20 protein-coding genes are annotated in these 14886 nt (G+C 48.3%); all 20 read right to left on the reverse strand.

From position 1 onward, the window contains the following. Positions 1-57: 57 nt before the first annotated feature. The 20 genes from K9N57_03340 to rpmJ all read right to left on the reverse strand — a co-directional run bounded on the left by K9N57_03340 (position 58) and on the right by rpmJ (position 14850). Complete coding sequence (locus tag K9N57_03340) at positions 58-489, reverse strand: Rrf2 family transcriptional regulator (protein MCF7803203.1); 432 nt, start codon at positions 487-489, stop codon at positions 58-60. Between the two features lie 102 nt (positions 490-591). After that, positions 592-810 (reverse strand): hypothetical protein, encoded by a 219-nt coding sequence (locus K9N57_03345; GenBank protein MCF7803204.1) that lies wholly within the window; start codon positions 808-810, stop codon positions 592-594. 2 nt (positions 811-812) lie between these two features. Next, complete coding sequence (locus tag K9N57_03350) at positions 813-1469, reverse strand: site-2 protease family protein (GenBank protein ID MCF7803205.1); 657 nt, start codon at positions 1467-1469, stop codon at positions 813-815. A gap of 119 nt (positions 1470-1588) precedes the next feature. Further along, a complete protein-coding gene (gene xerD / locus K9N57_03355) occupies positions 1589-2545 on the reverse strand; it encodes a site-specific tyrosine recombinase XerD (GenBank protein ID MCF7803206.1) in 957 nt (318 codons plus the stop codon). Continuing rightward, positions 2511-3107, reverse strand: coding sequence for a D-sedoheptulose 7-phosphate isomerase (locus tag K9N57_03360; protein MCF7803207.1), 597 nt, complete (start codon positions 3105-3107; stop codon positions 2511-2513). The genes xerD and K9N57_03360 overlap by 35 nt, the downstream gene beginning before the upstream one ends. Before the next feature lie 287 nt (positions 3108-3394). After that, complete coding sequence (locus K9N57_03365) at positions 3395-4144, reverse strand: geranylgeranylglyceryl/heptaprenylglyceryl phosphate synthase (GenBank protein MCF7803208.1); 750 nt, start codon at positions 4142-4144, stop codon at positions 3395-3397. Between the two features lie 15 nt (positions 4145-4159). Next, positions 4160-5539: an aminomethyl-transferring glycine dehydrogenase subunit GcvPA gene (gene gcvPA, locus K9N57_03370; protein MCF7803209.1), complete on the reverse strand. Its 1380-nt coding sequence runs from the start codon at positions 5537-5539 to the stop codon at positions 4160-4162. A 17-nt stretch (positions 5540-5556) separates the two neighbouring features. After that, complete coding sequence (gene gcvH / locus K9N57_03375; GenBank protein MCF7803210.1) at positions 5557-5940, reverse strand: glycine cleavage system protein GcvH; 384 nt, start codon at positions 5938-5940, stop codon at positions 5557-5559. 45 nt (positions 5941-5985) lie between these two features. Beyond that, positions 5986-7335, reverse strand: a complete 1350-nt coding sequence (accC, locus tag K9N57_03380; GenBank protein MCF7803211.1) for an acetyl-CoA carboxylase biotin carboxylase subunit — start codon at positions 7333-7335, stop codon at positions 5986-5988. A gap of 21 nt (positions 7336-7356) precedes the next feature. Then, the gene (accB, locus tag K9N57_03385) at positions 7357-7863 is read right to left on the reverse strand and encodes an acetyl-CoA carboxylase biotin carboxyl carrier protein (GenBank protein ID MCF7803212.1); all 507 of its coding nucleotides are present in this window, start codon (positions 7861-7863) and stop codon (positions 7357-7359) included. Between the two features lie 17 nt (positions 7864-7880). Beyond that, positions 7881-8444, reverse strand: coding sequence for an elongation factor P (gene efp, locus K9N57_03390; GenBank protein ID MCF7803213.1), 564 nt, complete (start codon positions 8442-8444; stop codon positions 7881-7883). A 180-nt stretch (positions 8445-8624) separates the two neighbouring features. Continuing rightward, positions 8625-9353 (reverse strand): tetratricopeptide repeat protein, encoded by a 729-nt coding sequence (locus K9N57_03395; GenBank protein MCF7803214.1) that lies wholly within the window; start codon positions 9351-9353, stop codon positions 8625-8627. A gap of 30 nt (positions 9354-9383) precedes the next feature. Then, positions 9384-10565 carry an amidohydrolase family protein gene (locus tag K9N57_03400; GenBank protein ID MCF7803215.1) on the reverse strand — a complete coding sequence of 394 codons (1182 nt, stop codon included), beginning with the start codon at positions 10563-10565 and terminating at the stop codon, positions 9384-9386. A gap of 20 nt (positions 10566-10585) precedes the next feature. Beyond that, entirely contained in the window at positions 10586-11788 is a 1203-nt protein-coding gene (locus K9N57_03405) for a family 10 glycosylhydrolase (protein MCF7803216.1), read from the reverse strand. 14 nt (positions 11789-11802) lie between these two features. Continuing rightward, positions 11803-12192 (reverse strand): 50S ribosomal protein L17, encoded by a 390-nt coding sequence (rplQ, locus tag K9N57_03410; protein ID MCF7803217.1) that lies wholly within the window; start codon positions 12190-12192, stop codon positions 11803-11805. A gap of 23 nt (positions 12193-12215) precedes the next feature. Beyond that, positions 12216-13196, reverse strand: a complete 981-nt coding sequence (locus tag K9N57_03415; protein ID MCF7803218.1) for a DNA-directed RNA polymerase subunit alpha — start codon at positions 13194-13196, stop codon at positions 12216-12218. 29 nt (positions 13197-13225) lie between these two features. Next, a complete protein-coding gene (gene rpsD, locus K9N57_03420; protein ID MCF7803219.1) occupies positions 13226-13855 on the reverse strand; it encodes a 30S ribosomal protein S4 in 630 nt (209 codons plus the stop codon). A gap of 30 nt (positions 13856-13885) precedes the next feature. Then, complete coding sequence (gene rpsK / locus K9N57_03425) at positions 13886-14287, reverse strand: 30S ribosomal protein S11 (GenBank protein ID MCF7803220.1); 402 nt, start codon at positions 14285-14287, stop codon at positions 13886-13888. A gap of 43 nt (positions 14288-14330) precedes the next feature. Next, positions 14331-14717 (reverse strand): 30S ribosomal protein S13, encoded by a 387-nt coding sequence (gene rpsM / locus K9N57_03430; protein MCF7803221.1) that lies wholly within the window; start codon positions 14715-14717, stop codon positions 14331-14333. 19 nt (positions 14718-14736) lie between these two features. Further along, a complete protein-coding gene (gene rpmJ / locus K9N57_03435; protein MCF7803222.1) occupies positions 14737-14850 on the reverse strand; it encodes a 50S ribosomal protein L36 in 114 nt (37 codons plus the stop codon). Positions 14851-14886: the final 36 nt, after the last annotated feature.

The following is a 14886-nucleotide window of genomic DNA, read 5'->3' on the forward strand; positions in this document are numbered from 1 at the left end:
TTGTACTTTGGGCTCTTTAATTTCAGACATATTTATCCTATTTATATCTAAAAAAATTTACAGGCTTTTAATCTTTGAGAGTGTTTTTTCCGTTAATTGATCGAGCGTTTCGGAGCTCAGCATTGTGAAGGCCTCGTCCCGCAGCGTTCCCCATCGGTCGTGTACGGGACACGGATGATCCGGTGAGCATTGCGGGAATCCCAGCACGCAGCTCTCAAAGATATCGGTGCCGTCTATCGCCGTGACGATATCTATCAACTTAACCTCATTGGCCGGCTTTTTCAGGAAGAAGCCGCCGGCTTTTCCCTTCTTTGAACCGATAATGTCATGTTTGGTCAGGCTCTGGAGAATCTTCGAGACAAATTCTTTGGGGATTTGGAGGACTTCAGCAATTTCGTCCGAGGAGATCGGCCCCTTATCCGTATTGGCCGCCAGATACAGCGTTCCCTGGAGTCCGTATTCGCATTTTTTGGAGAAAATCACTGTCATAATCAGACCTCAATATCTTAATAAATGATACAATCGACGCTACGAAATGTCAATTAAAATGATGGGAAATTGTCCTGATTCGGCTAATCCGGAATCCGGCAATTACAGTTGTGCAAGATACCAGAACAACCCACCAACCAACCCCAGTAACAGTAACAGCCAGAGCAGAGATTTTTCCCCGGTTTTCCTGCGCACCCGGACACTCCGGAATTTCAGCCGTTCCCGTCGTTCCTCACGGCTCTCTTCTTCCGAGGACTCTTTATCGTTTTCGCCGCGTGAGATGTCAAATTCTTTACTGACCTTTTTCTTACTGAATAACATGGTTAAAATCCTGCGCTTAAGTCAATCCCGGCAAAAAGTTGACTGAATACGCTGATAAACGGACGGAGTACTATTCCAAAGATGGAAAAATTCCCAAACATCCCGAACATAACCAATCCGATGAGAATCATCGGTCCGTATTGCTGGAACATCTGGTATTCCCGCTCATACTCGTCCGGTACAAATGCATGCATAATCTTCGATCCGTCCAGCGGCGGAATCGGCAGCATGTTAAATACGGCCAATGCCAGGTTGATAATCACCCCGTAGACCAACATCACCTGGAAGAGCTCCATCGCACCGGAGGAGCCGGAGACGGCCATCTGCGGCATTCCAAACATTCGCACAAGTAGTCCGAAGCCCAGAGCCAGCAACATATTGGAGCCGGGGCCTGCCAGCGAAACCCAGAGCATATCCCTCTTTGGATTCTCCAGGTTGATGGGATTTACCGGGACCGGTTTCGCCCAGCCGAAGTGTACGATAAACAGCATGATCGTTCCAATGGGATCCAGGTGAGAAATTGGATTCAGTGTGAGACGGCCGGCATTTTTGGCCGTAGGATCGCCCAGTCGATTGGCCACCCAGCCGTGGCTATATTCGTGAAACGCCAGCGCAAATAGTATTGGCGGCGCGAGTACGAGCATTTGTCCGATATTCATTGCGGTTCCTTAATCCAAATTCGGTTTTTGTACAGTATTCTCGTCATGAAGTTCAGAATATAACAGGCAGATCTGAGACTACAAACCGCACGGTTTTAATGAGACGTTGAGGATATTGCCTATTTTGACCAACGGGGATGAAATGTCCGGTGGACTTCCCGGAGATAACTCCGGTCGAGATGTGTGTAAATTTGTGTTGTGGCAATATCTGTGTGTCCGAGCATTTCCTGCACAGCCCTGAGATCCGCGCCGCCTTCAAGCAGATGTGTTGCAAAGGAGTGGCGAAACGTGTGTGGCGACACTTTTTTATCGATTCCCGCTTCCTCGACATACTTCTGCAGCTTCTTCCAGACCCCCATCCGGGATAATCCGCGACCGCGATTATTCAGGAAAACGATATCCTTTGTCCGGCCGGCAACAGCAAAGCCCGGGCGGGCATCATGCTGATAGCGGTTTACCCAATAGAGTGCCATTTTTCCTACCGGTACAATGCGCTCCTTCTCCCCTTTTCCGATGATACGTACAATTTGCTGATCCTCGTAAATCTCCTTTTGTATTAGTCCAATCAGCTCGGATACCCGCAATCCGCAGGCATACAAGAGTTCAAACATCGCCCGATCTCTGAGTGTATAGGCGTCTTCCGGGGTAATGGATTCCAGGATACTCCGGATTTCCTCATAATCAAGGACATCCGGTAATTTTTGCGGAGTTTTCGGCGTTTCCAGGATGGCAGTTGGATCGGTATCGACGATATCTTCGCCCGCCAGAAACCGGTGAAACATCCGAACGGCCGAGTAGTTCCGGCTGATAGTAGATGGAGCGAGGTCAAATGACTGCAGTTCTTTGGCAAACCAGGCGAGTTGCTCTTTACTCACTTCGCTGGGATCTTTAATATCCAGGTCGCTGAGAAAGGCGAGATATCGCTTCAGATCGTGCGTATACGACTCAATAGTGTTTTCGGAAAGATTCCGCTCAATGCGCAGAGAGGTCAGGAATTCACTGAGGTGCTGTTGCCAGGCAGGATAAATCCGTTGTGGCTGACTATTCAAAATGGTCGGGAAACAGTGTACGTTCAACGAGCCCGCAAATAATATGGCCTACGGTAATATGGGCCTCCTGGATGCGTTGCGTATCGTCAGAAGGCACTAAAATCACTTCGTCTCCCAGAGATTTCAGATCGCCACCGGTCTTCCCGGTGAGGACGAGTACCTTCAATCCCTTCGACCGCGCAGATTTCGCTGCCTCTATTATATTTTTCGAGCTCCCGCTTGTGCTGATGGCCAGTAAAACATCCCCGGCATCACCCAGGGTCTCTACCTGACGTGCAAACACTGGCGTAAACGAGTAATCGTTGGACATCGCGGTAAGTAACGATGTATCCGTGGTGAGTGCCAGCGCTTTGATGCCGGGACGCTCTTTCTCCATCCGGACGACCAGTTCCGTGGCAATGTGCTGGGCATCGGCGGCACTCCCCCCGTTGCCGCAGGTCAAAAGTTTGCCGCCGTTGTTCACCGATTTTATGATTAACTTAGCGGCGGATAGGATATCATCCTTACAGGACTCCAGCACCTTCTTTTTAATGTCGGCACTGGCTTCCAGCTGCCCACGGACAAATTTAGTCTGCCATGTATTTTTCATTTTATCCATCAGATATTTTCTGAATCTTATCGCTTTTCTACGCCGTGAGAATTGTTAACCCAGTATTGCGTACTGCGTATTGTGTAATTGCAGTGTTCAAGTAATAAAGTGTTTCCAAATCTTCGATACCGAATCTCTCCCTCTATTGGAAGAGAGGGAGAACAAGAGGGATGAGTTGTATCTGAAATGTCCTTGTTCTTCGCCCTTCTCCCTTCTGCATTTTGCATTCTCCCCGCTTAAACCCGCTTCGCGGACTTTAAGCGGAAGCCTTCCCTATACCTTATACCTTATCCCCGGATGTGAACCGCGTCCGCAAATTCAGTCATCAGGTGCTCGTTCCCGTCCTTCTCCAGCACATTCCCGGTCACAATAAACGATGCTCCGGCCTCCACCCTGGTTCGCGCGTCTTCCGGCTTCCGGAGTCCCCCGCCAACAATGATATCGATATCAGCGTAGGAGCTGACCCCCTCAATCACTTCCACCGGGACCGGGTTTTTCGCACCGCTGCCCGCTTCCAGATAGACCATTTTCATCCCCAGGTATTGGGCTGCCAGGGAGTGGGCGACAGCGATATCCGGTTTATCTGTGGGAATTGGTTGCGTATTGCTCATGAACTGTGCAGTGGTAGTGCGGCCGGATTCCATCAGCATATACCCGGTGGAGATCGGCTCAAGGCCAAGTTGTTTGATGGTCGGTGCTGCCAGCACCTGATCATTAATTAGGTAGTTTGGATTGCGACCACTGATGAGCGAAAGATATAACAACGCATCTGCGTGCTTACTGAGCTGTTTCAAAGAGCCGGGAAACAGAATAACCGGGAGCGAAGCATGTTCGGTAATGATTTTGATCTTTTCATCATACTGGGCATGGATCAACAGACTGCCGCCCACAAGAATTGCATCTGCACCGGATTCGGAAATTTGCCGGGTAAATTCGCCTAATTCATCGCTGGGCTTCGCATCAGGATCAATAAGAACAAAGTATCCGGCACCGCGTTTCGTCACAATAGAAAGTAAATGGTCATAAACTGATGGCACGGAAACTCTCCCGTATCAGACGTTTGCCAAATTTTGCGCTTTTTCCAGTGTCCTAGCCAGGGACTCGGCATATTTATCAAGTTCGGCTTTGGTCCGCTTTTCGGTGACCGCGATTAGAAGGCTGTTCTGCATCCCGGAATATTTTTGCCCCAAGTCTATGCCTGCGAAGACATCCTCCTTCAGCATATCGTTGATTACCGCGCTGGCTGGTACAGGCAATTGAATTGCAAACTCATTATAAAACGGCTGGGCGTAAAGCAGCTCGATTCCATTGATGTCGTCGAGCAAATCAGCCAGATAGTGTGCTTTCTGAGTATTCAGATTTGACACCCGTCGAATACCTTCTTTTCCAAGAGCACTCAGGTAAACTGTGGCAGCTAGAGCATTCAATCCCTGATTCGTGCAAATATTTGACGTGGCGCGTTCCCGGCGGATATCCTGTTCACGGGTCTTGAGTACCAGGACAAAACCTCGCTCTCCGTCCTGATCGACGGTCGCCCCAATCAAACGTCCCGGCATCTTCCGGACAAGTTTCTCCTTCAGTGCAAATACGCCAAGATACGGTCCACCAAAGCTCTGATGATTACCCAAACTCTGTCCTTCGGCAACCACGATATCGGCGTCTGCCGTGGAAGGCGGCTCCAAAATTCCCAGCGAGATTAAATTCGTACTCACTGTAAAGAGTGCCTTCGACGCCTTTGCATCTATGGAATTTCGATATTCCTGCAGCGGCTCCAGGCAACCGAAATAGTTTGGCGATTGAACGATGATGCCTCCTACATCTTTGGAAAGCATGTCATTCAATGCATCAGAATCTGTAATGCCATCGCTCATTGGAATTGTGTTAACTGTAATATCCTGTCCGGAGCAGTAGGTTTCTACGATCTCGCGATAGTGCGGGTTCACCGTTTCGGCGATTAAAACAGTGTCCTGCCGGGAGACCCGGACTGACATCAGTGCCGCCTCTCCGAGCCCGGAACCACCATCATAAAGGGAAGCATTGGATACATCCATCCCCGTTAGTTCGCAGACCATCGATTGATACTCATACATGGCCTGGAGTGTTCCCTGGCTAACCTCTGGCTGGTACGGTGTATAGGCAGTATAAAATTCTGAGCGGTTGATCAAAAAATCCACGATAGTTGGAATGTAGTGATCATACGCACCGCCACCAAGAAAGGAAGTGGTATCCGCGGCAGACCTGTTTTTGTTATTGAGGGTAGCGGCAAGTGCCCGCATCTCGATTTCAGAGATCGGACCCGGTAACTCCAGCAAACCGTTCACACGGAGTTGTTCCGGTATTGAGTCCAGAAGTTCTTCAAAGGAGTCGACCCCAATAGCTTCCAGCATTTCCTGCTGCTCAGCTGGAGTATTCCCGATATAATTCCTGTTCATTGCCGGTTTAGTCACCGCTAATCAACCAAGCCTTTGTAATCTTCAAGTGAGAGTAGCTCAGTCAGTTCATCCGAGTCTGTAATCTGAACCTTGAGGATCCAGCCTTCATTGAACGGATCTTCGTTGATTAATTCAGGAGAATCCTCCAGCGCAGTATTTACCTCGACGACTATCCCCGAAACCGGTGAATAGAGGTCGGCAACGGTCTTCACCGCTTCAATAGTACCGATAGCATCTCCCGCGTCCACTTCTTCTCCGGTATCCGGTAATTCAAGAAAGACAATATCGCCGAGTTCTGACTGAGCAAATTCGGTGATCCCGATGGTGACGATCGAGTCAGCTTCATCGTAATCTGCCCACTCATGTTCCTCTGTGTAATAATACTTTTCAGGATAATTCATAGTCTCAGCCCTTTCTTCAGTTATTTCACAACCCGGGCCGTATACCTATTCCGGCTCGAATGTGAAGTCTTCCAGAAATTTTGTATCGAAATTCCCGCTCATAAACCGCTCGTCGGCCAGGACTTGTTGTTGAAATGGGATAGTGGTTTTTATTCCTTCGATGACCGTTTCTTCCAGGCCGCGCTGCATCCGGTCAATGGCTTCGTCCCTGTCCCTGCCGAAAGAGATAATTTTTCCGATCATGGAGTCGTATGTAGGTGGAATAGTGTAGCCGGAATAGGCGTGAGTATCCACCCGCATCCCCATGCCGCCAGGCATATGAAAGCTCGTAATATTCCCTGGTGAGGGCCGAAATCCGTGTTCCGGATCCTCTGCGTTAATTCGGCATTCAATAGAATGCCCCCGCAGTTTGAAATCCTTCAGCCACGGATCAATTTTTCCGCCGGCCGCCACGCGAATCTGCTCTTTGATAAGGTCAATACCAACGACCATCTCCGTAACGGGATGTTCCACCTGGATCCGGGTATTCATTTCCATAAAGTAAAAATTCTTCTGGGCATCCAGCAGGAATTCGATGGTCCCGGCACTTTCGTATCCCACTTCCCTGGCTCCACGGACTGCGGCATCACACATCTTTGCTCTGAGTGCTTCATCCACGGCCGGTGAGGGAGATTCCTCGATCAATTTCTGATGGCGGCGCTGAATGGAACACTCGCGTTCTCCAAGTGCAACGATTTCTCCATGAGAATCACCCAGGAGCTGAACCTCTACATGACGTGGCTGTTCTATAAATTTTTCGATATACAGATCCGGGCTGTCGAATGCCGCCTGGGACTCTGCCCTGGCCATGCCGAAAAAATTCTCCAGGTCCTCCATATTTTTCACGACGCGCATTCCGCGTCCACCACCACCTGCCGCGGCTTTAATAATCACCGGCAACCCGATTTCCGCCGCAATTCCTTTGGCTTCTTTAACGTTGGGAACTTTACCCTCACTCCCAGGCACGACAGGTACGTTTGCCCTGGTCATGGTTTCTTTGGCAACGGATTTATCGCCCATCTTGGCCATAACCTCGGCCGAAGGGCCAATGAAAACAATATCGTGATCCGCGCAGACCTCGGCAAATCGACTGTTTTCGGCAAGAAAGCCGTATCCCGGATGAATTGCGTCGGCGTTGGTTACCTCTGCCGCACTTATCAACTGGGGTATATTCATATAACTTTGATTTCCAGGTGGGGGGCCAATACAAATGGCCTCATCGGCAAAACGGACATGGAGGGAGAGTTCGTCAATTTCGGAATAGACCGCCACAGTCTTAATGTCAAGTTCATGGCAGGCGCGGATTATTCGGAGAGCAATTTCTCCCCGGTTTGCAATCAAAATTTTATTAAACATGCAGTAGTGGGATGCTCGTAGTTATTTGGGTTCGATGAGGAACAGAGTTTGATTATACTCAACGGGCTGCGAGTCCTCAGCCACGATTTCTTTCACCACACCGCTGGTCTCGCACTCTATCTCGTTCATAATCTTCATGGCTTCCACGATGCAGAGTGTCTGTCCCGGCTTAACCGTGTCTCCAACACCGACAAATGGATCGGATTCCGGACTGGGAGACCGATAGAACGTCCCAACGATCGGAGATTTGACTTCTTCAAAGTTATCGGTTGGCCCTGAGTCCGCCGGTGACGCTTCCTCCGGTGTTTCGGCCGGCTCCTCTACTTTTGGCTCAGGCTGACTGGCCGGCGCCGATTGGGTATTGGCTGACGGCTGCGCAGGAATTGTTATCTGTTGAGGCTGTGAGTCGGCAACATGATTTTTATTTTTCGTAATCCTAATGCGATGCCCCCATCGGGACACTTCGAGTTCGTCGATATCGCTCTGTTCGACAACCTTTATCAGCTCACGGATTTCCTGGGTTTTCACATGCGCTCCTTTGTTGGCTATGTATTAACCCGTTCAACATATTCGCCGGAACGTGTATCGATTTTCAGAATATCCCCTTCATCGATAAACAGAGGGACTTGAACGGTGTAACCGGTCTCCACAGTGGCAGGCTTGGAACCGCCCGTAGCCGTATCCCCGCGTATTCCGGGATCGGTGTCGGTTACTTCGAGCTCCACGTGTATTGGCATTTCAGAATCGATTGGCTTTTCGTCATTGAACAGAATCTTTACCTGTTGGTTCTCTTTAAGATACTGGAGGTTTTTCCCCAAAATATCTTCCGGCACAGGTATCTGCTCATAGGTGTCGTTATCCATAAAATAGTAGAGATTGTTCTCATTATACAGATATTGCATCTGTTTTGCAATAACCCGGACTTCCTCAACCTTCTCTCCGGCCCGAAATGTGTTTTCGATCTGCTGTCCGGTAAAAATATTTTTTAATGTCGTCCGGACAAAGGCACTACCTTTGCCCGGCTTTACGTGAAGAAAGTCGACAATTTTATACAAGTCATCCTTAAACCGGATGATCATTCCGTTACGAAAATCTGAAGTATCTGCCATGTTTTACACAGTCCTTACATCTCGTTATTAATAAAATTTTCGATTAAAAAAAATAGGTTTGCACCGTATAAGAGTCAAACAATTTCTCCGGTGTTTTTTCTATAGACGATATCCATTAACTACCTGTTATATATAGCACTTATTCGATAATTCAAATTGACTTCCAAACGCAGGTGACCTTTAATTTCCCCAAAAATCTTCGTAGAGCTTTTTGCGTCGTTTCAGGTCTTCAATCGCCTTGTTTATCTCCTGTTCAATATCGGGTGGAGGATCCCGCTCCAGAGCTTTCTCATACTGACCTAAAATATTTTCGAAGTCCTTATCGTCCTTTTTACTATATGATTTGGCGGCATAATAATACGGCATTGGACGTTCAGGAAGTGCGGCTGTGGCATTTCCAAAGGCTACGATTGCATCCCAAAGCTCCCATTTACTCCCCTGGTGGTAGAGATTAAGGCCCTTAGCCATATATTTCTCATAGTACGCCAACTTGTTTTTGCTATCCAGCGTAATGGCCGAATCCGCCCAGGCAGGGACGGCCTCATACTTCTCTGCTTTTCGATATTCCTCCGCCTGCTGGGCCATTATCGCGGAATACACTGAATCCATTCTGGAATTTTCAGCAATATTAGCGGCCTGTTCATAAACCGACATAGCCTTTTCCAGCTTATCCTGCTGGAGATATGCCAACCCAAGATAATACCTGAGCATTGCGTTGTCCGGGTGCTGCTCCAGCTTTGGTTCTAGCTGCTTCACAGCTTGTTCATATTTAGCCTGGTCATACAGTTGTTTCCCCTGTTTATAGACGGGTGCTTTCTTCTTCACGACGCCAGAGCTGCCACAATATTGAAGAGTCACCATTGTGACTGCCGCAATAATAATTGAGAGAACTAATCGTTTTGTATTCATTGAATTATATAAGTCTCCTGAAGTCTATTACTAAGACAAATCCTGATTTTGCCACATCGGATTTCCACCGATAAAGGTTCCGGCCAGCAAATTCATACCAAATTCCATCGCTAAATCGTCTAACTGTTTTTTCTCCCAGAGAATGAAATCCGCATCGTATCCGGGTGTCAGGCATCCTTTGGCATCTTCGCGGTTCAAGGCTCCTGCGGCGTGATAAGTTGCTGCCTGTAACGCTTCCTCTATAGATAAGTTATACAATGTGGTCGACAGGTTCAAAACAGACTGCATGTTACCAGTAGAAACGTTGGCAAAATAATATCCGGAGCCGACTGCCACCGGAAGTCCAATATCGACCATTTTCCGTATATCTATTGGTGATGAATCCTTCCTCACCAGGTTAACACCGGGGAGGATAATCGGAACAATATCGGCCTTATCCAGGTTAGCGACTCCTTCCTCAGAAATTTCTTCTATGAGCGTCACCGAATGGGCACCATAGGTCGCTGCCAATTCAGTGGCTTTGTCTGCGTCAGCTCCATCTGTTTCCAGGCGGAGATTTAAGCCGGAGTCGATTGCCGAATTTATGAGTATCTCCGCATCAGATGCCGGGAATCCGGATGTGCCATACCGTAAGTCACAATATTCTGCCACGTTTTCCTCAGCTATCGCCGGAAGAATATTTTCGCATAATTCGCGGAGATATTTTCCTCCCGGGCTTTCCTCATTATCCTGTAGTCCGGGAGTGAGGTATACGGTGGGCACTGATTCAATTTCGTTATCATCAGATGAATCGGCTAATAGTGAAAAAGCGTTTATGGTCTGCTCAGTTTCTAGAGATACTTCGATTTTCATTTCTACTGTGGTGGTCCCGTGTCGCAGAAACTGCCCGACGTAATTTTGGATTTTCTTCGCTGATAATTGTTGGAGTGTATCACTGCGGGCTAACCACGTACTCGGATCCACGAATCCGGGCGTCACCAGCCGACCACCGGCATCTATAATCGCGTCATAGTCCCCCGTAAACGGTACGGATTCTCCGGAGAATAAGCCAGCGACTGTACCATCGATTATCTCCATGGAAACATGATCATATTTCTCCACCTGACCTATTCGCGGATTGACTGTTGCGAGCTCTCCGATGTTCTTCACCAACAATGCGGAAGGTGGGTCTGAATGCGCACTGTCCCGGTTATCCGGGTTTCCGGAAGTCATCGTATCACTCATAAGAGATATTATTCAATCTTTACAAAACGGCGGATGACATCTATGTATGTTGGATTTTCAACAAACGAATTATAAGAAAAAAGACAAAAGCCCTCGTATTGAGCACTGAGCGTTTTCAATATTTTTTCTGCCACATCAAACTGCGACTGGTTATAAACAGCAATTCCCATGGCCACCTGATCCCGTGGTAACTTTTCTCTGATGAGTTGCAAATTCGACATAAACAATTCGAGATCTTTAGCATAATTCATTGGAATTGCCAGGTCAAGATACCCCTCCTCTATCCAATATTCCCAGTCCTGAAAAAACCGGCTGCGGGCATCATTCACATTCGGTTTGACGGCTGCGGATAGTTTCGTGCCATGTTGTTCACACAATGTTTTGAGTGAAGAAACGAGTTGGGTCACCTGATCCCGGCGATGGGCATTCCAGGCATCTATATAAATTTGGTACGACCGTTCATCCCAGTTGACCGTATCCAGCTGTGTAATCTGAGATAGCAACAGAGGATCGACTCCGTACTTATTCCGAAAGGTTTCCCGCCCGGCAGGATTATAGCCCGAGACTACATTCTGATACCGGATGTAATCCAGATGGATTCCGTCCACATTATAATTTTCAACGACTTCCTTTACCACGGATTTCAGATAGGGATTGACTGCCGGATGTGTTGGGGCAAGATAGATTCCGCCCCGTAAGCCGTTCCGGAAGAGGTTCCAATCCTTATCCTTGTACATGACACCATTGTTATCAGCATCAGTCCATTCTGGCTGTGTCAGGAGCAGATGATTTGGATCCGGCGGTTCTGTCTCAGCTGTCCAGAGCACATACATGTTCATCCAGGCATGAACTTCGAGGCCGGCTTCGTGTCCCTTTTCTATGGCATAGGCCAGGGGATCAAATTGTGGTTCTGTGATGAGGTATGATCGAGGAACAAATGAGGAGGTATAATACGCAAATCCACGGCCTCGTACCTGCACCAGGATCTGCCGGAATCCATTATCTGACGCAAATTCCACCACCTCCTTTATGGAGGAGGAATCAGTCATGTTATTTCGGATGACCCACAGTCCCTTAAAGAACTGATCAGTCATGGGCGTATCGGATTCCTGGCTGAATACATTCAGCGGGAGTGCCCAAAAGATAAAAAGAAAGGCAACGCTAATGGTTGCCTTTCGAATAAGATATGTGAACCGAATTGGGTTTCGCACGCTCACATAGAAGACTATTCTTCAGTCTCAGCAGGCGATACCTGGCGTTGAAAATCGACCAGCTCCAGAATAGATACCGGCGCAGCATCGTTTGTTCTGCGGCCGAGTTTCACTATTCGGGTATAACCGCCTTCGCGCTCTTCGTATTGCGGTGCAATTTCGTTAAAAAGCGTATTCACATCTTCCTTGGTCGGAAGAATGCTGAGTGCTTTTCTCCGTGCGGCGAGATCACCTTTTTTTCCCAGAGTGATAAGCTTCTCCGCTACCCTCCGCGCCTCTTTCGCCTTGGCGTCGGTGGTCCGGATCTGCTTATGTTTAAACAGGCTCGCCGCCATGTTCGCCAGCATCGATTTTCTATGAGAGCTCGTTCTGCCGAGTTTCCGGCCTCGTTTTCCGTGTCGCATGATAAATCCCTGTCAGTTTCCTGTTATACCAGCTGATCCTTGGTATACTTATCAACGTCCATTCCAAATTCCAGTCCGAGATCGCCAAGTTTCTCCACCAGTTCCTGCAGAGATTTTTTTCCGAAGTTCTTGTACTTCAGCATTTCGGATTCTTCCTTTTCCACCAAATCCGCGATGGTTTCGATATTTGCGAATTTCAGGCAGTTATAGGCGCGGACCGACAATTCCAGTTCGTCAATACTACGCTGCAACTGTTTCCGGACTCGCAGAACCTCTTCGTCGATCTTCTTTTCCGGCTCCTTAATTTCACCGGATTCGAACTGGAGAAACGGATTAATGTGATCCCGGAGCAACTGGGCAGCATATCCCAGCGCGTTGGCCGGTTCAATACTACCGTCAGTCGTAATCTCCAGCGTCAGGCGTTCCATATTGGCCTTTTCAGCAGTCTGCAACTCTTCCACCTTGTAATTAGCGTTGGTGACTGGTGAAAAGATGGAATCCACGAAGATCATCCCGATAGGGGCTTCCGGAAGTTTATTCTTCTCTGCCGGAACATATCCACGACCGCGACCGAGCATGACTTCAAGGTTGAAATCGGCATCCTCGTTCATCGTAAAGATATGATGATCAGGGTTCATAATTTCAAAATCACCCTGGCCTTCGCCGATCTCTCCGGCTTTCAGTTCACCGGCGCCTTCGATGTGGAGGGAAACCTTTTCGTGCTTAGTATCTCCCAGCCGGATCTTCACCTGTTTCAGGTTCAGAATAATCTCCGACACATCCTCCTTCACACCTTCAATGGTGGTGAATTCGTGATGCACGCCGTCTACTTTAATTGCTGTAATTGCCGCTCCCGGGATTGATGACATCAAAATCCGGCGAAACGCGTTGCCAACAGTAACTCCGTATCCGCGTTCCAGCGGTTCATAGATGTACCGGGCAAAGGTATCAGTGGCTGAATCTTCGTCTAATTGTACATTTGTTGGTATTTGGAAATTTGGCATATGTCCAATTCCTACCTATTTCTTTTGAATTATTTCGAATATAATTCGACAACTAACTGTTCGTTGACTTCCAGGCCGACCTCATCGCGCTCAGGCACTTGCATGAAGGTCCCTTCCATCTTTGCCTTATCCAGTTCCAACCATGGCAGTGGGTGTTCCCCTTTGATCTTCTGCATGGATTCGTGGATAGATTCCATCTTTTTGCTCCTCTCCCGCACCTGGATTTTATCACCCTGTGATACCGAAAATGACGGGATGTCAACAGTGCGTCCATTTACCTGGATGTGCCGATGTTTTACGAGCATACGGGCTGCGGCACGCGATGGTGCAAATCCAAGCCGGTACACGGTGTTGTCCAATCGGGATTCCAGTATTTGAATCAGGTTGGTCCCTGTAACGCCCGCCATACCGTCCGCCTTCTTAAAATAATTGCGGAACTGTTTTTCCAGTATTCCATAGATTCTGCGCATTTTCTGTTTTTCCCGCAGCTGGATACCGTAATCGGACAACCGTCTGCGACGGCCTTGCCCGTGCTGACCGGGGGCATACCCCTTGCGCTCAATCGCACATTTCGATGAAAGACACCTGTTGCCCTTCAGGAAGAGCTTCTCGCCTTCCCGACGGCATAATTTACAAACAGGTCCAGTATATCTTGCCATAACTCTCCTTATCTACTTCAGTTTCATGTCTTACACACGACGCCGTTTCGGCGGGCGGCATCCGTTGTGTGGAATTGGTGTAACGTCTTTAATCGCGGTAATTTCCAAGCCAGCAGAATGGAGTGAGCGGATTGCCGCATCCCGCCCTGAACCGGGGCCCTTTACGCGGACTTCGACGCGCTGGAGCCCCAAATCGATTGCTTCCTGAGCCGCCGCCTCAGCAGCCTGTCCGGCGGCAAACGGTGTATTTTTCCGAGATCCTTTATGTCCGACCTTTCCGGCCGTGGACCAGGAAATGGCATTGCCAAATTTATCCGTTAACGTCACCGTAGTATTGTTAAACGTCGATTTGATGTGAGCAATACCCTCGGCGTCAACGCGTTGTTTTTTCTTTTTACGCTTGCTCTTTCCGGAACCTTTTCCTTTAGCCAACAATGCCTCCTTATGTATTCAAACAATTCTTGCTTAAAATCTTTTAACCTTTTTTCCCGACTTTTTTACTCTTCCGTCCCACCGTCCGCTTCTTCCCTTTCCGGGTGCGGGCATTGGTCTTAGTCCGCTGACCGTTCACCGGCAGTCCACGACGATGACGATATCCCTTATAGCAGCCGATATCCATCAACCGCTTTACATTCGCATTGTGTTCGGAACGGAGTGCGCCCTCTACCTTGTAATCCGTACTGATCACATTCCGTAGCGTCTGCGCTTCATCATCGGTAATATCTTTGGTCCGGGTTTCCGGATCGATGCCCGCCTTGTCTAAAATCTCCAGAGCCAGACTACGACCAAGACCGTAAATATACGTTAAGCTAATCTTAATTTTTTTATCCCGCGGTAAATCGACTCCTGCTATACGAGCCACACTTGCCTCCTTTTAAATCTTAACCTTGGCGTTGTTTATGTTTCGGATTTGTACATGTTACCCGTACAACACCATTCCGGCGAATAATTTTGCACTTCTTACAAATCTTTTTTACTGATGCGCGTACCTTCACGGGTCTATCCCCTTATTGCCTATTCGTAAGTATCTT

It is taken from the genome of Candidatus Neomarinimicrobiota bacterium (assembly GCA_021734025.1).
Taxonomy (GTDB): Bacteria; Fidelibacterota; JAANXI01; order JAANXI01; family JAANXI01; genus JAANXI01.